Source organism: Microbacterium sp. 1.5R, from assembly GCF_007667425.1.
Lineage (GTDB): Bacteria > Actinomycetota > Actinomycetes > Actinomycetales > Microbacteriaceae > Microbacterium.
Window position 1 is genome coordinate 208,021 of the sequence record NZ_VDRC01000002.1, and the last position, 21,377, is coordinate 229,397.

The 21,377-nt window shown below is 67.7% G+C and carries 13 protein-coding genes; 11 read left to right on the forward strand and 2 right to left on the reverse strand.

Annotated features, from left to right (window positions below; translation table 11 throughout):
• Positions 1 to 73: 73 nt before the first annotated feature.
• Both FSY98_RS11945 and FSY98_RS11950 read right to left on the reverse strand, forming a co-directional pair.
• Complete coding sequence (locus tag FSY98_RS11945; RefSeq protein ID WP_144876902.1) at positions 74 to 934, reverse strand: spermidine synthase; 861 nt, start codon at positions 932 to 934, stop codon at positions 74 to 76.
• Positions 935 to 956: 22 nt separating this feature from the next.
• Positions 957 to 2,123, reverse strand: coding sequence for an LCP family protein (locus FSY98_RS11950; protein WP_260857390.1), 1,167 nt, complete (start codon positions 2,121 to 2,123; stop codon positions 957 to 959).
• Between the two features lie 255 nt (positions 2,124 to 2,378).
• On the opposite strand from FSY98_RS11950, the gene FSY98_RS11955 reads away from it, so the two are divergent.
• The 11 genes from FSY98_RS11955 to rpoC all read left to right on the forward strand — a co-directional run bounded on the left by FSY98_RS11955 (position 2,379) and on the right by rpoC (position 21,348).
• Positions 2,379 to 3,677: a sugar ABC transporter substrate-binding protein gene (locus FSY98_RS11955; RefSeq protein WP_144876904.1), complete on the forward strand. Its 1,299-nt coding sequence runs from the start codon at positions 2,379 to 2,381 to the stop codon at positions 3,675 to 3,677.
• Positions 3,678 to 3,699: 22 nt separating this feature from the next.
• The gene (locus tag FSY98_RS11960; RefSeq protein ID WP_144876905.1) at positions 3,700 to 4,677 is read left to right on the forward strand and encodes a carbohydrate ABC transporter permease; all 978 of its coding nucleotides are present in this window, start codon (positions 3,700 to 3,702) and stop codon (positions 4,675 to 4,677) included.
• Positions 4,674 to 5,507 (forward strand): carbohydrate ABC transporter permease, encoded by an 834-nt coding sequence (locus FSY98_RS11965; protein WP_144876906.1) that lies wholly within the window; start codon positions 4,674 to 4,676, stop codon positions 5,505 to 5,507. The genes FSY98_RS11960 and FSY98_RS11965 overlap by 4 nt, the downstream gene beginning before the upstream one ends.
• On the forward strand, positions 5,504 to 7,000 hold the full coding sequence (locus FSY98_RS11970; protein ID WP_144876907.1) for a glycoside hydrolase family 3 protein: 1,497 nt from the start codon (positions 5,504 to 5,506) through the stop codon (positions 6,998 to 7,000). The genes FSY98_RS11965 and FSY98_RS11970 overlap by 4 nt, the downstream gene beginning before the upstream one ends.
• Positions 7,001 to 7,026: 26 nt before the next feature.
• A complete protein-coding gene (locus FSY98_RS11975) occupies positions 7,027 to 7,902 on the forward strand; it encodes a MurR/RpiR family transcriptional regulator (protein WP_144876908.1) in 876 nt (291 codons plus the stop codon).
• A gap of 153 nt (positions 7,903 to 8,055) precedes the next feature.
• Positions 8,056 to 9,729: an ABC transporter substrate-binding protein gene (locus FSY98_RS11980; RefSeq protein ID WP_144876909.1), complete on the forward strand. Its 1,674-nt coding sequence runs from the start codon at positions 8,056 to 8,058 to the stop codon at positions 9,727 to 9,729.
• A 123-nt stretch (positions 9,730 to 9,852) separates the two neighbouring features.
• On the forward strand, positions 9,853 to 10,857 hold the full coding sequence (locus tag FSY98_RS11985) for an ABC transporter permease (protein WP_144876910.1): 1,005 nt from the start codon (positions 9,853 to 9,855) through the stop codon (positions 10,855 to 10,857).
• A 46-nt stretch (positions 10,858 to 10,903) separates the two neighbouring features.
• Positions 10,904 to 11,869 (forward strand): ABC transporter permease, encoded by a 966-nt coding sequence (locus FSY98_RS11990; protein WP_144876911.1) that lies wholly within the window; start codon positions 10,904 to 10,906, stop codon positions 11,867 to 11,869.
• 38 nt (positions 11,870 to 11,907) lie between these two features.
• Positions 11,908 to 13,587 carry an ABC transporter ATP-binding protein gene (locus tag FSY98_RS11995; protein WP_144876912.1) on the forward strand — a complete coding sequence of 560 codons (1,680 nt, stop codon included), beginning with the start codon at positions 11,908 to 11,910 and terminating at the stop codon, positions 13,585 to 13,587.
• Between the two features lie 316 nt (positions 13,588 to 13,903).
• On the forward strand, positions 13,904 to 17,404 hold the full coding sequence (locus FSY98_RS12000) for a DNA-directed RNA polymerase subunit beta (RefSeq protein WP_144876913.1): 3,501 nt from the start codon (positions 13,904 to 13,906) through the stop codon (positions 17,402 to 17,404).
• A 68-nt stretch (positions 17,405 to 17,472) separates the two neighbouring features.
• Complete coding sequence (gene rpoC, locus FSY98_RS12005) at positions 17,473 to 21,348, forward strand: DNA-directed RNA polymerase subunit beta' (RefSeq protein WP_144876914.1); 3,876 nt, start codon at positions 17,473 to 17,475, stop codon at positions 21,346 to 21,348.
• Positions 21,349 to 21,377 lie beyond the last annotated feature (29 nt).

The following is a 21,377-nucleotide window of genomic DNA, read 5'->3' on the forward strand; positions in this document are numbered from 1 at the left end:
AGTGTGCCCTCCGCCGGCGCCCGAGCCGGGGCGGCACGCCCCGATTCGCCGCATCCGGTCCGGCTGTCGATGTTCAGCGCAGGAAGAGCGAGGCATCCGGCCGGGGCGAGGCCACGGCATCCGCGTCCGTCACGACGTGCGCGCCCTGGACGAACGACGAGATCTCGGCGCCCTGAGCGATCTTCGCGGGGTGCGGGCCCGCGGCGAGCATGCGAGGCAGCCACTCCGTGGGGAGCGGGGAGGCGGATGCCGCGATGACCAGGTTGCCGAACCGACGACCTTTGAGCACCTGGGTGTCGGCGAGGATGCCGATCTCGGGCAGCACCTCGGCGATCGTCGCGACCTGACGGCGGGCGAAGGCGAGGCCGGGTCCGTCCGCGACGTTCACGAGCAGCACCCCGCGGGGCGCCAGCAGCTCGCGCAGCTCGCGATAGAACTCGACGCTGGTCAGGTGCGCGGGGGTCTGGGCGCCGGAGTACACGTCGGAGACGACGAGGTCGCACGACCCGTGCAGCGCGGCCGGAAGGCGCGCCACTCCCTCCCGGGCGTCGCCGATGCGCACCCGGATCGCCGCGTCGCGCGCGAGCGGGAGATGCTCGCGCACGAGCGCGGCGAGCGGTGCCTCGAGTTCGATCACCTGCTGGCGCGAGCCCGGCCGCGTCGCAGCGACGTAGCGCGGGATGGTGAGCGCGCCGGCCCCGAGGTGCACGGCGGTGAGGGGGCCGTCGGGGAGCTGGTCGATGACCGCTCCCATCCGCACGATGTACTCGAAGTGCAGGTGCGTGGGGTCGTCGAGGTCGACGTGCGACTGCGGGGTGTCGTCGACGATGAGCTCGAAGCCGCTGGTGAAGTCGGAGGGGACGATGCGGGCGATGCCACCGTGGTCGAGACGCGCCTGCGGATGCTCGGTGTCGCGCGCTCTCGTCCTGCCCATCCTTCGAGACTACGCGGCCGACTCAGTTCAGGCGGCCGTTCGAGCACGTCTCCTGGTCGACGCTCTGACCCGAGATCTCGGGGGGCAGCGTGGCGCGGGGACCCTCGGTCGACTCCGGCGCCGCGGGCGTCTCCTCGACCGGAGTCTGCTCGGTCGGCGTCTGTTCGGCGAGCTCCACCCCGGAGTGCGTCGCCACGTCGCCTGAAAGCGAGATCGGTTCGCCGGCCGCGAGCGCCGCCCACAGAGGCTCGGCCGCCGTCTCGTTCGGCACCACCTTGATGCCCGGGTTGTCGGGGTCGTCGAGGTTCGGGTACTGCACGAACACGAAGTCCGTGAACCGCACGTCCTTCAGGGCGAGTGCGAGCTGGCTGAGGGTGAGCGGGTTCTTCAGCGTGTCGCTCGGGACGATGTTGTCGGCCACGGTGTTGGCCAGCCGCAGCACGGTCGCCGGATCGGTCAGCGTCTCCGCGCTGAGGATCTTCTTCGCCAGCCGCGACATGTACTGCTGCTGGTTCGAGATGCGGGCGAGGTCGCTCTCGTCGCCGACGCCGTGGCGCGTGCGGATGAAGGCGAGCGCATCGGCACCCGAGACCGTGTGCGTGCCGACCGGCAGCTCGATGCCCGCCTGGGGATCGCGGATGCCGTTCCCGGCGACGCAGACCTCGACGCCGCCGATCGCGTCGGTGATCTCGATGACTCCGTCGAAGCTGATCTTCGCCGCGAACTCGATCGGGATGTCGCTGAGGTCGGTGATGGTCTTCGCGATGCACGAGATGCCTGCGTGGTCGAAGAGCGAGTTCATGGGCGCCTTCGACATCGCCGACGCCGTCGATCCGTCCGCCCGGGTGCACTCGGGGACCTGCACCATCAGGTCGCGCGGGAACGACACGACGGTGACGTTGCGCGGCGCGGCCGAGACGTGCACCAGCAGGTTCACGTCGTTGCGGATGCCGCCGTCGGCTTCATCGCACCTCTTGCCGAGCAGCTCGGTCGTGATCTCGCCGCATTCGTCGGTGCCGATGACGAGGATGCTGAAGGCCTGATCGTCCGGGTAGGCGCCGAGCGCCGGGGGAGCGACCTCCCCGCCCTCCTCGAGGGCGACCGCGCCGTCGCCGGCCCGATCGAGAAGGTCGACGGCGATGAATCCGCCGACGACGATGGCCGATACCAGAAGCACGCTGAGGGACACGCCCAGGATCCTCAGGAAGGATGAGAGGGCTGAGGGTGTCGGCAGGGTCGCGTGTCGCGCGACGGTCGATCTGGTCGTGTCGTCGAGGGCGCCTGGCATGCGGCCGAGCCTACCCGTGGCCCCCTTCGAGCCCGATGTTACGGCTGCATGACGTTTCTGAGAGAAACTTGCAGGTAATTAGTTAGTCGTGAATACTTTTTCCTACGTGGTAGGCAGCACCCGATGCCGCCAGGACGTTCAAAGAGGAGATCCCTGATGCACAAGCGCATCCTTCCGGTCGTGGCGCTCGGCGCTGTGGCCACCCTGGGCCTGGCGGCCTGCGCCGGCGGAAGCACCGGCGGCGACAACGGCGGAGCGACCGACGGCGAAGGCCAGGAGCTCACCGTCTGGATCATGAAGGGCACCAACCCCGACTCCAGCGCCTTCTACGACGAGGTCTCGAAGGCCTTCGAGGACGAGACCGGTGCGACGGTCAAGATCGAGGAGATTCAGTGGGCGGACGCCCACGACCGGTTCGTCACCTCGATCGCCGGCGGCACCACCCCTGACATCGCCGAGACCGGCACCACCTGGACCGCCGAGTTCGCCGACGCCGGCGCGCTCGAGCCGCTCGACGAGTACGTCGACGCCGAGGACGGCCTGCGCGACGACCTCGTCGAGGGCCTCGCCGTCGCAGGCACCTACGACGACGAGCTGTACGGCATGCCCTGGTACGCCGGAGTGCGTTCGATCGTCTACCGCACCGACGTGTTCGAGGAGCTCGGCCTCGAGGCCCCGAAGACCTGGGACGACATCGTCGCCGCTGGTGACGCGATCAAGGCCGCCAAGCCCGACATGCTGCCCTTCCCCGTTCCCGGCGACGCCGAGTTCCAGGTTTACCCCTGGGTCTGGGGCGCCGGTGGCGAGGTCGCCACGCAGAGCGGCGGCGAGTGGACCAGCGAGCTCGACAGCACGGAGTCGCAGGCGGGCATCGAGTTCTACACGGGTCTCGCGACCGAGCACGGCTTCTCGTCGGCCGGCGCCACCACGTGGAAGGAGACCGACCTCCGTGACGCGTTCACGCAGGGCAACGTCGCCATGATGCTCTCGGGCTCGTGGACCCCCAAGGCTCTCATCGAGGCCAACCCCGACCTCGACGGAAAGATCGGCGCGGCCGTGATCCCCGGTGAGGACGGCGGCATCGCTCCGTCCGTGCTCGGTGGGTCGCACCTCTCGGTCTTCAACACGACGAAGAACGCCGACCTGGCCTGGGAGTTCGTCAAGCTCATGACCACGGGCGAGTTCGCCGAGAAGTGGGCGAACGAGACCGGCTACTTCCCCGGCGTGCAGTCGGCGATGGAAGAGGCGCTCGCCTCGACCGACCCGCTCGTCGCCCCGTTCGCAGAGCAGATGGTCGAGGGTGGCGCATCCGTGCCGGTCACCCCGAACTTCGGCGCCGTCCAGGCGAAGAAGACGACCAACGCGATGATCCAGGCCATCCTCAGCGGGCAGAAGGACGTCGCCACGGCGACGAAGGATGCCGCTGCTGAGATGACCGAGCTGCTCAACCAGTAAGACAGTTAGGCAATATCACCCCATGTCGATGGTGCACGCGCCACTGCCGGCCACGGAGGCGGAGCCCAGCTCCGCCCCCGTGGCCGGCGGCCGGCCGAAGAAGCGAGGCCTCTCGCTGATCACGGCCCGCCCCTGGCTCCTTCTCGCTCCCGGGCTGATCATCCTCGCGGTGCTCATGCTCTGGCCGCTCGTCCAGGTGGTCATCTACTCGCTGCAGGATTACGGCCTGCGCGAGATCAACACGGGGGAGAACAACTGGATCGGCCTCGAGAACTACGCCGAGGCGCTCACCAACCCGACCCTCTGGACGGTGGTGCTGCCCAACACCGTCGGCTTCGCCGCCGTCGCGGTGTTCGTCACCGTGGCCGTCGGCACGCTCGTGGCCCTGCTGCTCGCGCGGCTCGGCCCGGTGTGGCGCACCATCGTCTCCAGCTGCATCATGGTCGCGTGGGCGATGCCCGCCGTGACCGGGACGTACGTCTGGACCTTCATCTTCGATGCCGACCGCGGCATCTTCAACGCGGTCCTGAAGGACCTGGGGCTGATGGACGGCTCGGTCAACTGGTTCACGAACCAGTGGTCGTTCTACGCCATCGTCCTGCTCAACGTCGTGCACCACGGATTCCCGTTCGTCGCGATCACCGTGCTCGCCGGTCTGCTCGGCGTCTCGAAGGAGATGCTCGAGGCGGCGGCGCTCGACGGCGCAGGCGCCTGGACGCGGTTCTGGAAGATCATCTTCCCGACTCTCAAGCCCGTCTTCTCGGTCGTCATCATCCTGTCGACCATCTGGGACTTCAAGGTGTTCGCGCAGGTCTACCTGATGCCGGGCGGAGGGGGAGGCAACCGACAGGTCCTCAACCTCGGTGTCTGGTCGTACGTGGAGTCCTTCGGCCAGAACCGCTACGGCTTCGGTGCGGCGCTCGCCGTGCTGCTCACGCTCGTGCTGATCGGCATCACGATCGTCTACATCCGGTCGCTCATGAAGGAGGACGAGCTGTGAACCCGCGCCCCCGGCTCCGCTCGCGCATCGGTGTGGGGATCGGCGTCGCCGCCGTCCTGCTCTTCACGCTGTTCCCCGTCTACTGGATGGTCTCCAGCGCCTTCGACAAGAAGGCGTCGTCGGGTGGCCAGTCGCTCCTTCCCCAGGAGTTCACGCTCGACAACTTCGCGTTCGTGCTCACCGACGGCGGGTTCGGCACCTTCCTCCGCAACTCGGCGATCGTGGCCCTCGTGACGGTGCTCGTGAGCGCCCTCGTGTGCCTGCTCGCCGCCGTCGCCGTCGCGCGGTTCAAGTTCAAGTTCCGCACGACGATCCTCATGATGATCCTCGTGGTGCAGATGGTGCCGCTCGAGGCGCTCGTCATCCCGCTGTTCCTGCAGGTCAAGAGCCTGGGACTGCTCAACAGCATCCTGGGTCTCATGGTCGTCTACGTGGCGCTCTCGCTCGCCTTCGGCATCTGGATGCTGCGCGGATTCGTCGCGGCGGTGCCCGTGGAGCTCGAAGAGGCCGCCTACATCGACGGCGCGAGCTGGTGGCGCATGTTCCGGTCGATCCTGCTGCCGCTGGTGATGCCGGGTCTCGTCGCGACCAGCATCTTCAGCTTCATCACGGCGTGGAACGAGTTCATCTTCGCCATGACGATCCTCGGGGCTCAGACCGACCAGTACACGGTGTCGATCGGGCTCAAGTCGTTCTTCGGCCTGTACGCGAACGACTGGGGCAGCATCATGGCCGCGTCGACGATCATCACGCTCCCCGTCATGATCTTCTTCGTGATCGTGCAGCGCCGCCTCTCGGCCGGAATGGTCGCCGGAGCGGTGAAGGGATGACCGACGAGCTCGAACGCCTCGCCAACGGCGTGCTGTGGCCGGGGTTCTTCGGCACCGAGGCGCCGGAGTGGCTGCTCGCCGAGCTCCGGAACGGTCTGGCGGGGGTCGTGTACTTCGGCCAGAACGTCGGCGTCGACCTGCCTGGCCTGAGCGATGCGATCCTCGCGGCGAACCCCGCCGCGTTGATCGGCATCGACGAGGAGGGCGGAAGCGTCACCCGCCTCGAGTCCACGACGGGGTCGACGCTCCCCGGAGCCGCTCAGCTGGGCCGGGTCGACGACGTCGAGGCGTCGAGGGCGACCGGTGCGGAGCTCGCCCGCCGGGTCGCAGCGATCGGCGGCAACGTCGTGCTCGGGCCGGTGGCCGATGTGAACACCGATCCGCGGAACCCCGTCATCGGCGTGCGCTCCTTCGGCAGCGACGAGGAGCTCGTCTCACGGCACGTGCTGGCCGAGGTCGACGGCATCCAGACCGGCGGCGTCGCCGCCTGCGTCAAGCACTTCCCCGGTCACGGTGACACGCACCTCGACTCGCACCATGCGCTGCCCGAGATCGCGCTCGACGTCGACGAGTTCGAGCGCGTGCACCTCGCACCGTTCCGCGCTGCGGTCGAGGCCGGCGTCGACAGCATCATGACCGCGCACATCATCGTCCCGGCATGGGGCTCGGAACCCGCCACGCTCAACCCGCGAGTGCTCGGGATGCTGCGCGACTGGGGTTTCGACGGCGTCATCATCACCGACGCTCTCGACATGGCGGCCATCCGCGAGACCGTGGGGCTCGGCGGGGGAGCGGCGCGAGCCCTCGCGGCCGGCGCCGACCTGCTCTGCATAGGCAACCCCACCAACCCGGGCGAGGCCGCGGCATCCGACCAGGACGAGCGCGACTTCCACGCAGCCCGCGAGGGCATCGTCGCGGCTCTGCGCGACGGCTCGCTGTCGCGTGAGCGCGTCGAGGAGGCCGCTCGACGGGTCGCGCGTCTCGCGCACACGCTGCAGGCGAGGGATGCCGCGTCCCAGTCCACCCCCTTCGATGCCGTCGAGATCGTCACCCGAGCCGTGACGGGCGCTGTGGCGGAGGCGGAGGCTCTGGCCGTCGTCGACGCGCGGCGGCGCTCGACCCTCGCGGTCGACAGTGCCGCCGGCTACGTGGCCGCGGCGCTGGCCGAAGACGGCTACCGGGTGCGACTCGACGTCGCCCGGGAGTCGGTCGAGCAGCAGGATGCGGCGCTCGACGCGGCCGTGGCGGCCGAGGGGCTGACCGTAGTGCTGATCGACCGGCCCGACGCCGACCCCGCCCAGCGCGATCTCGTCGACAGGGCCGCGCAGCGCGACCCGCACGCGGTCGTCGTGAACGTCGGGCTCGCCCCCGAGACGCCGTTGCCGCTCCCCGTCGTCGAGGTCGGCGCTGCCAGCCGGGCCGGTGCCGAGGCCGCGCGGGCACGCCTACGCACGGCATCCGGTCCACGCGTTTCGTCACAGGGCGTGGCTTAACGCCGGGTCTGAGGCAAGATGTCACCGTGGACGCTGACGTTCTCGCGCTGGTGCGCCGATCCGTTCCCCGACTGAGTGCTGCCGAAGCGCGAGTCGCCGAGACGATACTCGGCGACCCCACGCTGGTCGTCGATCTCGCCATCAACGATTTGGCGCGACTGTGCAGCACGTCGCTGTCGACCGTGGCGCGCTTCGCGCAGTCGCTCGGCTTCAGCGGGTACCGGGAGCTCCGCGTCGCCGTCGCCCGGTCGATGACCCTCGCCCAGGCGCAGCAGGCGCGGTTCGGCCTCGACACCACAGCCATCGACCGCGACGACGACCCGACGGCGATCGCCGCGAAGCTCGCCGCGCAGGAGATCGACGCGATCGAGAAGACCGCTCGCGGCCTCGATGCCGCGGCGCTCGACCGCGCGGCGCGAGCGATCGTCGACGCCCGGCACATCCAGATCCTCGGACAGGCGTCGTCGTCTCTGACCGCGCAGGACCTGCAGCAGAAGCTCTCCCGGATCGGATGCTCGGCCGCACATTCGTCCGACCCCCATCTGTCTCTCACCGCCGCGTCGATCCGCACCTCGGCCGACGTCGTCGTCGCCGTGTCGCACGGTGGCGAGACCCAAGAGGTCGTGCGGGGCGTCGAGGTCGCCCGCGACGCGGGTGCGCTCACGGTCGCCATCACCAACGTGTCGGACTCATCGCTCGCCCTCGCCGCCGACGCCGTGCTCCTCACCCACGCGCAGGAATCGCCGTTCCGCATGGCGGCGATGTCGAGTCGGATCGCGCAGCTCGCCCTCGTCGACATCCTCTTCGTGCGGGTCGTGCAGCACCGCGGCGAGCCCGTCGTCATTCCGCTGCAGCTCACGCACGAGGCCGCTGCCCCTCGGCGCCGCGCCGCCGGGCACTGAGCAGCCTTCCGCTTCCAGCCGATACCCGATTGAGATGATCCGGTGATTGGCATCTGTGGATCCGCTGGGTAGCTTCGAAGGAATCACCGTGAGCCGGGGCGACAACTCCCCGATCGCGCAAAGCAGCGCCCCACAGGGAAGGTCATTCTTCACATGCACCACTCGATCACACGCCGGCGAGGTCTCATCGCCGTCTCCGGAGCGGCGCTCGCAGCGCTGGTCCTGTCAGGATGCGTCGCCAGTCAGCGCGGCGACAGCGACGGCGGCGCATCGGGCGACGTCGACGGCACGTTCGTCTTCGCGGCGTCTTCCGACCCGGCGAGCCTCGACCCCGCCTTCGCCCAGGACGGCGAGACCTTCCGCGTCTCCCGCCAGATCTTCGAGGGTCTCGTCGGCACCGAGCCGGGCACCGCAGACCCCGCGCCCCTCCTCGCCGAGAAGTGGGAGTCGTCGGACGACGGCATGACTCACACGTTCACCCTCAAGGAGGGCGTGACCTTCCACGACGGCACCCCGTTCAACGCCGAGGCCGTGTGCGCGAACTTCGACCGCTGGTACAACTGGACCGGCCTCGCCGCCTCCGAGGCCCTGGGTTACTACTACAACAAGCTCTTCAAGGGCTACGCGTCCGACCCGGCGAACGCCGTCTACAAGTCGTGCACGCCCGACGGAGACACCTCCGTCACCATCGAGCTCAACAAGCCCTTCGCCGGCTTCGTCGCCTCGCTCTCGCTGCCGGCGTTCGGCATGCAGAGCCCCTCGGCGATGGCGGAGTTCGGTGCAGACGACGTGAGCGGCACCGCCGAGGCGCCCGTGCTCTCGGAGTACGCCATGGGGCACCCGGTCGGCACCGGCCCGTACCAGTTCGAGGAGTGGGCTCCCGGCGAGCAGGTCTCGCTCAAGGCCTACGGCGACTACTGGGGCGAGGCGGGTCAGATCGACGAGATCATCTTCCGCACCATCGACGACCCGACGGCCCGCCGTCAGGCTCTCGAGTCCGGCTCGATCGACGGCTACGACCTCGTCGGCCCCGCCGACACGAAGGCTCTCGAGGACAAGGGCTTCACGATGGTCTCGCGCCCTCCGTTCACGATCCTCTACCTGGCGTTCAACCAGGCGATCCCCGAGCTGCAGGACCCGAAGGTCCGTGAGGCGCTCTCGTACGCCATCGACAAGGACGCCCTGATCAGCCAGGTCCTGCCCGAGGGCACCGAGAAGGCGATCGAGTTCGTGCCCGACACGGTCAACGGCTACAACCCCGACGTCACGACGTACGACTTCGACCCCGAGAAGGCCAAGTCGCTGCTCGCCGAGGCCGGCTACACCGAGGCGAACCCGCTGACCCTCGAGTTCGACTACCCGGTCAACGTCTCGCGTCCGTACATGCCGGACCCCGAGCAGATCTTCACGGTGCTCTCGTCGCAGCTCGCCGAGGTCGGCGTCCAGACCAACCCGGTGTCGCAGGAGTGGGGCGAGTACCTCGACCGCATCACCGGCACGTCGGACCACGGCATCCACCTGCTCGGCTGGACCGGCGACTACAACGACACCGACAACTTCGTCGGCGTGTTCTTCGGCCAACAGAGCGCGGAGTGGGGCTTCGACAACCCCGAGCTGTTCCAGAAGCTCGACGAGGCGCGCGGCGTCCCGAGCCTCGAGGATCAGACCGCCCTGTACGAGGACATCAACGAGATGGTGGCGCAGTTCATCCCCGGTGTGCCGCTCGCGCACCCGGCTCCGACGCTCGCGTTCGACGCCCGCGTGAAGAGCTACCCGGCCAGCCCGGTGAACGACGAGGTCTTCACGGACATCGTCCTCACCAAGTAACAGGCTGACGCCAACAGGCCGTCGAGCGAGGAGCGAAGCGACGAGACGAAACGCAGGGACCCTTGCGGAACCTGCGTTTCGTCTCGCTCCGCTCGCTCGACGACCACCGGTTAGGAGACCTCTTTGCTGCGCACCATCGGCAGGCGACTGCTGTTCCTCATCCCCACCCTGGTCGGCCTCAGCATCCTGCTGTTCGCCTGGGTCAGGGCCCTCCCCGGCGGTCCGGCCGTCGCGCTTCTCGGTGAGAAGGCGACCCCCGATGCCGTCGCCAGGATCAACGAGCTCTACGGGTTCGACCGACCCATCCTCGAGCAGTACTTCATCTGGGCGTCTCGCCTCGTGCAGGGTGACTTCGGCACGTCCATCCAGACGAACCGCCCCGTGATGGAGGAGTTCTTCCGCCGGTTCCCCGCGACGATCGAGCTGAGCGTCATGGCTCTCATCTTCGCGGTCGGCGTCGGCATCCCCCTCGGGTACTTGGCCGCCCGCCGTCACGGCAAGCTCACCGACCACGCGTCGGTGGTGCTCAGCCTGATCGGCATCACCATCCCGGTGTTCTTCCTCGCGTTCATCCTCAAATACGTGTTCGCGGTGCAGCTCGGCTGGCTGCCGTCGGACGGCCGACAGGATCCGCGCATCGACGCGACCCACGTCTCGGGGTTCTATGTGTGGGACGGCCTCATCACCGGCGAGTTCGACGCGTCGTGGGATGCCATCCTGCATCTGATCCTCCCGGCGCTGGCGCTCGGCACGATCCCGCTCGCGATCATCGTGCGCATCACGAGGGCCAGCGTCCTCGAGGTGCAGAACGCCGACTTCGTGCGCACCGGTCGTGCGAAGGGCGTCGGTTCGACGACCCTTCGCAACCGGTTCATCCTCCGCAACGCCATGCTGCCGGTCGTCACGACGATCGGCCTGCAGACCGGGCTCCTCATCTCGGGGGCCGTGCTCACCGAGACCGTGTTCGCCTTCCCCGGCATCGGCTCGTTCCTCGCGAGGGCGATCTTCACGCGGGACTTCCCCGTGCTGCAGGGTTTCATCATCTTCATCGCCATCGCGTACGCGCTGATCAACCTCGCGGTCGACGTGTCGTACAGCCTCATCGATCCGAGAGTGCGGGTGCAGTGATGACCGGCGTTATCCACTCGAAGTCCCCCGCAGAGGAGGCGGTGTCATGAGCATCTCGCTCCCACCCGCCCAGGGCCCGTCCGCCGCAGGCGGCGAGGTCGTCGACACGGTCGCGGTCGCCAGGGCCGGTCTGAAAGAAGGACCGGGCGGCTTCTGGCGCGATGTCTTCCGGCGTCTGCGTCGCAACCCGACGGCGTGGATCGGCGCGGCGATCGTGCTGGCCTTCGTGCTCGTCTCGATCCTGGCGCCGCTCCTGGCTCCCTACCCCGAGACCGCACTCCCCGGCGCCAGGAACATCACGCCGACGTACATCCCCGGCCCCGGCGAGCTGCCGGAGTTCCCGCTCGGTCTCGACCGGTTCGGCGGCGATGTCCTGTCGAAGCTCATCTGGGGCGCGCGGGCGTCGTTGCTCGTCGGCGTCATCTCGACCGCCCTGGGTCTGGTCGGCGGCATGCTGCTCGGACTCGTCGCCGGCACGTTCGGCGGCTGGGTCGACACGGTCATCATGCGCGTCGTTGACATCATCCTGTCGGTGCCGAACCTGCTGCTCGCGGTGTCGATCGCGGCCATCCTCGGGCAGACCCCGTTCGCGGTCATGATCGCGATCGGGGCCTCGCAGGTGCCGATCTTCGCCCGCCTGCTGCGCGCCTCGATGCTGCAGCAGCGGTCGAGCGACTACGTGCTGTCGGCGCAGACGCTGGGTCTCGGCCGAGGACGCATCACGATGTCGCATGTGCTGCCGAACGCCATCGGCCCGGTCATCGTGCAGGGAACCCTCACGCTCGCCACCGCCGTGATCGATGCGGCCGCGCTGTCGTTCCTCGGACTCGGCGGCGGGCGCCCGGAGACGGCCGAGTGGGGACGGATGCTGACGTACGCCCAGAACGAACTCGCCATCGCCCCGTGGCTGGCGTTCCTCCCCGGCATCTGCATCGCGGTCACCGCGCTCGGCTTCACCCTGTTCGGTGAAGCGCTGCGCGAGGCCATGGACCCGAGGACGAGGGCACGATGAACGACCACGGCGTCAGGGAAGAGAACAAGGAGAATCGGATGCCGAACGCTCCGCTGCTGTCGGTCGAGGGCCTCGCCGTCGACTTCGCCACCATGGACGGCGTGGTGCACGCCGTCGAGGGCGTCGACCTCGAGATCGCGCCGGGCGAGACCGTCGCGATCGTCGGCGAGTCCGGATCGGGCAAGTCGACGACGGCGATGGCCATCATCGGTCTGCTCGCGGGCGGCGGTCGTGTCGCTGCGGGCAGCATCCGCCTCGACGGACGCGACATCTCGCATGCCACCGAGAACGAGCTGCGCGCGATCCGAGGTCGCGACATCGGCATGGTCCCGCAGGACCCGATGTCGAATCTCAACCCGGTGGCGAAGATCGGCACGCAGGTCGCCGAGACGCTGCTCGCGCACGGCCTCGCCACCAGGCAGAACGTGCAGGAGAAGGTCGTCGAGGCCCTGAGCGCCGCCGGTCTGCCCGACCCCGAGCGTCGGGCGAAGCAGTACCCGCACGAGTTCTCGGGCGGCATGCGGCAGCGCGCGCTCATCGCGATCGGCCTGGCGTGCAAGCCGCGTCTACTCATCGCCGACGAGCCGACCAGCGCGCTCGACGTCACGGTGCAGCAGACGATCCTCGATCAGATCGGCGCGATGACGCGCGAGCTCGGCACCGCCGTGCTGCTCATCACGCACGACCTCGGCCTCGCGGCGGAGCGCGCGGAGCGCGTCGTCGTGATGCATCGCGGTCGTGTGGTCGAGCAGGGCCCGGCCAGGCAGATCCTCGAGGCCCCGCAGCATCCGTACACGCAGTCGCTCGTGAAGGCCGCGCCGTCCGTCGCGGCCGCGCGGCTGCGGCCGGAGGCCTTCCAGGTCGAGGAGCCGAGTGTCGACGTCTCGTCCCGCTCCTCTCGCTCGACGAGCGAGAGCACGCCGCGCCCTGCCGACAACATCGTCGAGATCGAGAACCTCACGAAGGTCTACCCGGTGCGGGGGCAGAAGGAGGACTTCGTCGCGGTGAACGACGTGTCGCTCGCGATCCCGCGCGGCGAGACGGTGGCGATCGTGGGGGAGTCGGGGTCGGGCAAGACCACCACAGCGCGGATGCTGTTGAAGATCATCGAACCGACGAGTGGCCTGATCCGCTTCGAGGGCAAGGACGTGTCGTCGCTCAGCAAGGCGGAGACGAAGGACTTCCGCCAGCGCGTGCAGCCGATCTTCCAGGACCCGTACTCGAGTCTGAACCCGATGTTCACGATCGAGCGCCTCATCTCCGAGCCGCTCGAGTTCTACCGGCGGGGGAGCGGAGCCGAGCGCCGTGCGCGCGTGCGGCAGCTGCTCGACGACGTGGCCCTGCCGCAGTCGATGCTTACCCGCTACCCGTCCGAGCTGTCCGGCGGGCAGCGGCAGCGCGTCGCGATCGCGAGGGCGCTCGCACTGTCGCCCGACCTGATCGTGTGCGACGAGCCGGTGTCGGCGCTCGACGTGCTCGTGCAGGATCAGATCCTCACGCTGCTCGGCGACCTGCAGCGCGAATACGGACTGAGCTACCTGTTCATCTCGCACGACCTCGCCGTGGTGCGCCTGATCAGCGACTACGTGTGCGTGATGAAGGACGGCGTGCTCGTGGAGGCGGCCTCCTCGGAGGAGATCTTCACGAACCCTCGGGACCCGTACACGCGGCGTCTGCTCGCCTCGATCCCGGGCAACGAGCTGAACATCGCGTCCTGACGACCTCGACCTCGCCCTTTACCTTCACCGAGACCCCGGGTTGCCGCCGAGACCCCGGGATGCGGACGTCCGCAGCCCGGGGTCTCGGGGCGAACCCGGGGTCTCGGCGGGAGAGGGCGGATGCTTTTACCGCAGCATCCGGAATTGGTCAAGGATTGAGCTTGCCATGTCGCACAATCGCGTCTATAGTTGGTAGTTGCGCTCGCTTCTCCGTGCCCTCATATGGTGGTCGGCATCCGTTGAGCTTCTGAGCGCGCAACTCCACCTGACGACAAAGGAATCGAGAAGCCCTGCGGGGCTCACGGAGGTTATTCCCTTGGCTGCTGCTCGCAACGCATCCACATCCACCACCACCAAGAACGGACGCGGAGCATCCCGCCTCTCGTTCGCCAAGATCTCCGACACGCTGACGGTCCCCGACCTTCTCGCCCTGCAGACCGAGTCCTTCGGTTGGCTCGTCGGCAACGACGCCTGGAAGGCTCGTGTCGAAGAGGCCAAGCAGGCCGGTCGCACCGACGTCAACGAGGTCTCCGGACTCGGCGAGATCTTCGAGGAGATCTCCCCGATCGAGGACCTCGGCGAGACGATGCAGCTCTCGTTCACGAACCCGTACCTCGAGCCCGAGAAGTACTCGATCGAGGAGTGCAAGGAGCGCGGCAAGACGTACGCCGCCCCGCTGTACGTCGAGGCCGAGTTCATGAACCACCTCACCGGTGAGATCAAGACCCAGACGGTCTTCATGGGCGACTTCCCGCTCCAGACCGACAAGGGCACGTTCATCATCAACGGCTCCGAGCGCGTCGTCGTGTCGCAGCTCGTCCGCTCCCCGGGTGTCTACTTCGACAAGACCCCCGACAAGACGTCCGACAAGGACATCGTGTCGGCCCGCGTGATCCCGAGCCGTGGTGCATGGCTCGAGTTCGAGATCGACAAGCGCGACCAGGTCGGCGTCCGCATTGACCGCAAGCGCAAGCAGTCGGTCACCGTCTTCCTCAAGGCGCTCGGCATGTCGAGCGAGGAGATCCTCGCCGAGTTCGCCGGCTTCCCCTCGATCGAGGAGACCCTGGCGAAGGACACCATCGTCACCAAGGAAGATGCGCTCCGCGACATCTACCGCAAGCTGCGTCCGGGCGAGCAGGTGGCCGCCGAGGCCGCTCGCGCGCTCCTCGACAACTTCTACTTCAACCCGAAGCGCTACGACCTGGCGAAGGTCGGCCGGTACAAGATCAACCACAAGCTGGGTCTCGACTCGCCCCTGTCCGACTCGGTGCTCACCGTGGCCGACATCGTCGCGACGATCAAGTACCTGGTCCGCATCCACGCCGGTGTCGAGTCGTTCGACGGCATCCGCTCGGGCAAGCAGTCCGAGATCCGCATCGCGACCGACGACATCGACAACTTCGGCAACCGTCGCATCCGCGCGGTCGGCGAGCTGATCCAGAACCAGGTCCGCACCGGTCTGTCGCGCATGGAGCGCGTCGTCCGCGAGCGCATGACCACGCAGGACATCGAGGCGATCACGCCGCAGACCCTGATCAACGTGCGCCCCGTCGTCGCCGCGATCAAGGAGTTCTTCGGAACGTCGCAGCTGTCGCAGTTCATGGACCAGAACAACCCGCTCGCCGGTCTGACGAACAAGCGTCGTCTCTCCGCGCTCGGCCCGGGTGGTCTCTCCCGTGACCGCGCCGGCGTCGAGGTCCGTGACGTGCACCCGTCGCACTACGGCCGCATGTGCCCGATCGAGACCCCTGAAGGCCCGAACATCGGTCTGATCGGTGCTCTCGCGACGTTCGCGCGCATCAACTCGTTCGGCTTCATCGAGACCCCGTACCGCAAGGTCGAGGGCGGCGTCGTCACCGAGCACATCGACTACCTCACGGCATCCGAGGAGGTCGACTTCAACATCGCGCAGGCCAACGCGCCGCTCGATGCGAAGGGTCGCTTCCGCGAGAGCCACGTGCTCGCACGCCCCAAGGGCGGCAGCGGTGAGGTCGACCTCTTCCTGCCGGAGGAGATCGGCTACATCGACGTCTCGCCGCGCCAGATGGTGTCGGTCGCGACCTCGCTCGTGCCGTTCCTCGAGCACGACGACGCGCAGCGCGCGCTCATGGGCGCCAACATGCAGCGTCAGGCAGTGCCGCTGCTGCGCAGCGACTCGCCGCTCGTCGGAACCGGTATGGAGGGCTACACCGCCATCGACGCGGGTGACGTGCTCACCGCCGAGAAGGCCGGTGTCGTCTCCGAGGTCTCCGCAGACCGCGTCGTCGTCATGCTCGACGAGGGCGGCACGCAGGAGTACCACCTGCGCAAGTTCGACCGCTCGAACCAGGGCACGTCGTACAACCAGAAGGTCGTCGTCAGCGCCGGTGAGCGCGTCGAGGTCGGAGAGGTCATCGCCGATGGCCCCGCCACCGAGAACGGCGAGCTGGCGCTCGGGAAGAACCTCCTCGTCGCGTTCATGACGTGGGAGGGCTACAACTTCGAGGACGCCATCATCCTCAGCCAGGACCTGGTGAAGGACGACACTCTCTCCTCGATCCACATCGAGGAGTACGAGGTCGACGCCCGCGACACGAAGCTCGGCAAGGAGGAGATCACCCGTGACCTCCCCAACGTCAGCCCTGAGCTCCTGAAGGACCTCGACGAGCGCGGCATCATCCGCATCGGCGCCGAGGTCCGCCCCGGCGACATCCTCGTCGGCAAGGTCACGCCGAAGGGTGAGACCGAGCTGTCGGCCGAGGAGCGCCTGCTCCGCGCGATCTTCAACGAGAAGAGCCGCGAGGTCCGTGACACCTCCCTGAAGGTGCCCCACGGCGAGCAGGGCACGATCATCGCCGTCAAGGAGTTCAACGCCGAGGACGGCGACGACGAGCTCGGCTCCGGCGTGAACCGCCGCGTCGTGGTCTACATCGCCCAGAAGCGCAAGATCACCGAGGGCGACAAGCTCGCCGGCCGTCACGGCAACAAGGGTGTCATCGCCAAGATCCTGCCGATCGAGGACATGCCGTTCCTCGCGGACGGAACCCCGGTCGACATCGTCCTCAACCCGCTCGGCATCCCCGGTCGAATGAACTTCGGCCAGGTCCTCGAGACCCACCTCGGGTGGATCGCGAAGCAGGGCTGGAAGGTCGAGGGCACCCCCGAGTGGGCCGTCAAGCTGCCCGAGCACGCGCTCGAGGCCGCTCCGGGCACGAAGGTCGCCACCCCGGTGTTCGACGGTGCGAGCGAGGAGGAGATCTCCGGTCTCCTGGACTCGACCACCCCGACGCGCGACGGTGTGCGCCTGATCGACTCCACCGGCAAGACGCAGCTGTTCGACGGCCGCTCCGGTGAGCCGTTCCCTGCGCCGATCTCGGTGGGCTACATGTACATCCTGAAGCTGCACCACCTGGTCGACGACAAGATCCACGCGCGTTCGACCGGTCCGTACTCGATGATCACCCAGCAGCCGCTCGGTGGTAAGGCGCAGTTCGGTGGTCAGCGCTTCGGTGAGATGGAGGTGTGGGCCCTCGAGGCCTACGGTGCCGCGTACGCGCTGCAGGAGCTCCTCACGATCAAGTCCGACGACATCCTCGGCCGCGTCAAGGTGTACGAGGCGATCGTCAAGGGCGAGAACATCCAGGAGCCCGGCATCCCCGAGTCCTTCAAGGTGCTCATGAAGGAGATGCAGTCGCTCTGCCTGAACGTCGAGGTCCTCTCGGCCGACGGCACGCTGGTCAACCTGCGTGACACCGACGACGAGGCCTTCCGCGCTGCGGAAGAGCTCGGAATCAACATCTCCAGCCGCTTCGAGGCCGCCTCGATCGACGAGATCTAAGGTGTGGGCCGCCGCACGGCGGCCCACCCTCCCCGATTTCTTCAAAGAATTCCGACACAGGAGAATCAGTGCTCGAGTCAAACACTTTCGACGAGCTTCGCATCGGCCTGGCCACTGCGGACCACATCCGCGCATGGTCGTACGGTGAGGTCAAGAAGCCCGAAACCATCAACTACCGCACGCTGAAGCCGGAGAAGGACGGTCTCTTCGGAGAGCAGATCTTCGGCCCGTCCCGCGACTGGGAGTGCGCCTGCGGCAAGTACAAGCGTGTCCGCTTCAAGGGCATCGTCTGCGAGCGCTGCGGCGTGGAGGTCACCAAGTCCTCCGTCCGTCGTGAGCGCATGGGTCACATCGAGCTCGCCGCTCCCGTCACCCACATCTGGTACTTCAAGGGCGTGCCCTCGCGCCTCGGCTACCTGCTCGACATGGCGCCGAAGGACCTCGAGAAGGTCATCTACTTCGCCGCCTACATGGTCATCTCGGTCGACGAGGATGCTCGTCACCGCGACCTGGGCACGCAGGAGAACAACATCCGTCTCGAGCTGAAGACGCTCGGCGACCGTCGCGACTCGAAGATCGCGGAGCGCCTGGCCAAGCTGGAGGAGGAGCTCGCCGCTCTCGAGGCGGAGGGTGCCAAGGCCGACCAGAAGAAGAAGGTCAAGGACGCCGCCGAGAAGGAGATGTCGCTAATCCGCAAGGGTGCCGACGAGGCGATCGCCAAGCTCGAGCGCGTGTGGGAGGACTTCCGCACGCTCGAGGTCGGCGCACTGCGTCCCGAGGACGACGTCTTCCACGAGCTGCAGGACCGCTTCGGTCAGTACTTCGAGGCCTACATGGGCGCCGAGTCGATCCAGCGTCGTCTGCAGTCGTTCGACCTGGCCGCCGAGGCGGAGAGCCTGCACCTGCAGATCTCCGAGGGCAAGGGTCAGCGCAAGATCCGTGCGATCAAGCGCCTCAAGGTCGTCAACTCGTTCCTGGAGACCGGCATGAGCCCGGCCGCCATGGTCCTCGACGTCGTGCCGGTGATCCCCCCGGAGCTGCGCCCGATGGTGCAGCTCGACGGTGGCCGGTTCGCGACCTCCGACCTCAACGACCTCTACCGTCGTGTGATCAACCGCAACAACCGTCTTCGTCGTCTGATCGACCTCGGTGCCCCCGAGATCATCGTCAACAACGAGAAGCGGATGCTGCAGGAGGCCGTCGACGCGCTGTTCGACAACGGCCGCCGCGGTCGCCCCGTCACCGGTACCGGCAACCGTGCCCTGAAGTCCCTCAGCGACATGCTGAAGGGTAAGCAGGGTCGCTTCCGTCAGAACCTGCTCGGCAAGCGCGTCGACTACTCCGGCCGTTCGGTCATCGTGGTCGGCCCGCAGCTGAAGCTGCACCAGTGCGGTCTGCCCAAGCAGATGGCGCTCGAGCTCTTCAAGCCGTTCGTCATCAAGCGTCTGATCGACCTCGGCCACTCGCAGAACATCAAGGCTGCGAAGCGCGCCGTCGAGCGCACCCGTCCCGAGGTCTGGGACGTGCTCGAGGAGATCATCCGCGAGCGCCCCGTGCTGCTGAACCGTGCGCCCACGCTGCACCGTCTCGGCATCCAGGCGTTCGAGCCGCAGCTCGTCGAGGGCAAGGCCATCCAGCTGCACCCGCTCGTCTGCGCGGCGTTCAACGCCGACTTCGACGGTGACCAGATGGCCGTGCACCTGCCGCTGTCGGTCGAGGCTCAGGCCGAGGCCCGCGTGCTGATGCTCGCGTCGAACAACATCCTGAAGCCGTCCGACGGCCGTCCGGTCACCCTGCCCTCGCAGGACATGATCATCGGTCTGCACCACCTGACCACGGTCAAGGAGGGTGCGTCCGGTGAGGGTCGTGCGTTCGGTTCCGTGGGCGAGGCGCAGCTGGCGTACGACGAGAAGACGCTCGACCTGCAGGCGAAGGTCCGCATCCGCATCCCGGGTCTGACCTTCCTCGAGGGAGAGGCTCCCGAGGGCTACGAGAAGCACGGCCTGGTCGACGCTTCGCTCGGACAGGCGATCTTCAACGACGCGCTGCCGAAGGGCTACCCCTTCGTGCGCGAGCAGGCCGACAAGGGCAAGCTGTCGCAGATCGTCAACAAGCTGGCCGAGGAGTACCCGAAGGTCGAGACGGCGGCGACGCTGGACCGCATCAAGGACGCCGGTTTCTACTGGGCCACGCGCTCGGGTGTGACCGTCGCGCTGAGCGACATCCTCACCCCGCCGAACAAGGCGGAGATCGTCGCGGGCTACGAGAAGCAGGCCGCGAAGGTCCAGTCGCAGTACGAGAAGGGCCTCACGACCGACGCCGAGCGTCGTCAGGAGCTCATCAAGATCTGGACCGAGGCGACCGACGAGGTCCAGGCCGCGATGAAGGCGCACTTCCCCGAGGACAACACCATCAACCGCATGGTGTCGTCGGGCGCTCGTGGTAACTGGCTGCAGATCCGGAACATCGCCGGTATGCGTGGTCTCGTGAACAACCCCAAGGGTGAGATCATCCCCCGTCCGATCATCTCCTCGTACCGCGAGGGTCTGTCGGTGGCGGAGTACTTCATCGCGACGCACGGTACCCGTAAGGGTCTCGCCGACACCGCTCTGCGTACCGCCGACTCGGGTTACCTGACCCGTCGTCTGGTGGACGTCTCGCAGGACGTCATCATCCGCGAAGAGGACTGCGGCACGTCGAAGGGCCTCGAGCTCCCGATCGCCGCGCCGAACGCGGCCGGCGAGCTGGTGCGCGACGCGAACGTCGAGAACTCGGTGTTCGCTCGTACCCTGGCGTCCGACGTGGTCGACAGCAAGGGCGAGGTCGTCGCCGCTGCCGGTGACGACGTGGGCGACGTGCTCATCGACAAGCTGGTCGAGGCGGGTGTCGAGACCATCAAGGTGCGCTCGGTCCTGACCTGCGACTCCGCCGTCGGTGTCTGCGCGCAGTGCTACGGCCGTTCGCTCGCGACGGGTAAGACCGTCGACATCGGCGAGGCCGTCGGCATCATCGCCGCCCAGTCGATCGGTGAGCCCGGTACCCAGCTGACGATGCGTACGTTCCACACCGGTGGTTCGGCCTCGGCGGATGACATCACCCAGGGTCTGCCCCGTGTCCAGGAGCTCTTCGAGGCTCGTACCCCCAAGGGTGCGTCGCCGATCGCAGAGGCCGACGGCCGCATCACGATCGACGAGACCGACAAGGCCAAGAAGGTCATCCTGACGCCCGACAACGGCGACGAGCCCGTCGTCTACCCGGTGCTGAAGCGTGCGACCCTCCTCGTCGAGGACGGACAGCACGTCACGGTCGGTCAGCCCCTGCAGGTCGGCACGCTCGACCCCAAGGAGGTCATGCGCGTCATGGGTGCCCGCGAGGTGCAGCGTTACCTCGTCGGCGGCGTCCAGGGCGTCTACCGCTCGCAGGGTGTGCCGATCCACGACAAGCACATCGAGGTCATCGTCCGTCAGATGCTCCGCAAGGTCACCGTCGTCGATCACGCCGACACGACCCTGCTCCCGGGTGAGATGGTCGACCTCAAGCGCTACCAGTCGATCAACCGTGAGGCCGTGGCAGAGGGCAAGCGCCCCGCGTCGGGCCGCCCGGAGCTGATGGGTATCACCAAGGCGTCGCTCGCGACCGAGTCGTGGCTGTCGGCCGCGTCCTTCCAGGAGACGACCCGCGTGCTCACGCAGGCCGCCATGGAGGGCAAGCGCGACCCGCTGGTCGGGCTCAAGGAGAACGTCATCATCGGTAAGCTCATCCCCGCCGGAACCGGTCTCTCGAAGTACCGCGACGTCACGGTCGAGGCCACAGAGGAAGCCAAGAGCGAGCGCTACCCGAACCGGATCTTCGCATCCGACGGGGCGTACGCCGACGGCGACTTCGGCTACGTCGACTTCGACGCGTTCTCGACGGACGACATCACGCCGGGTACGTATAACTGAGGTACTGAGTGACTGAGAAGGCCCCGGGC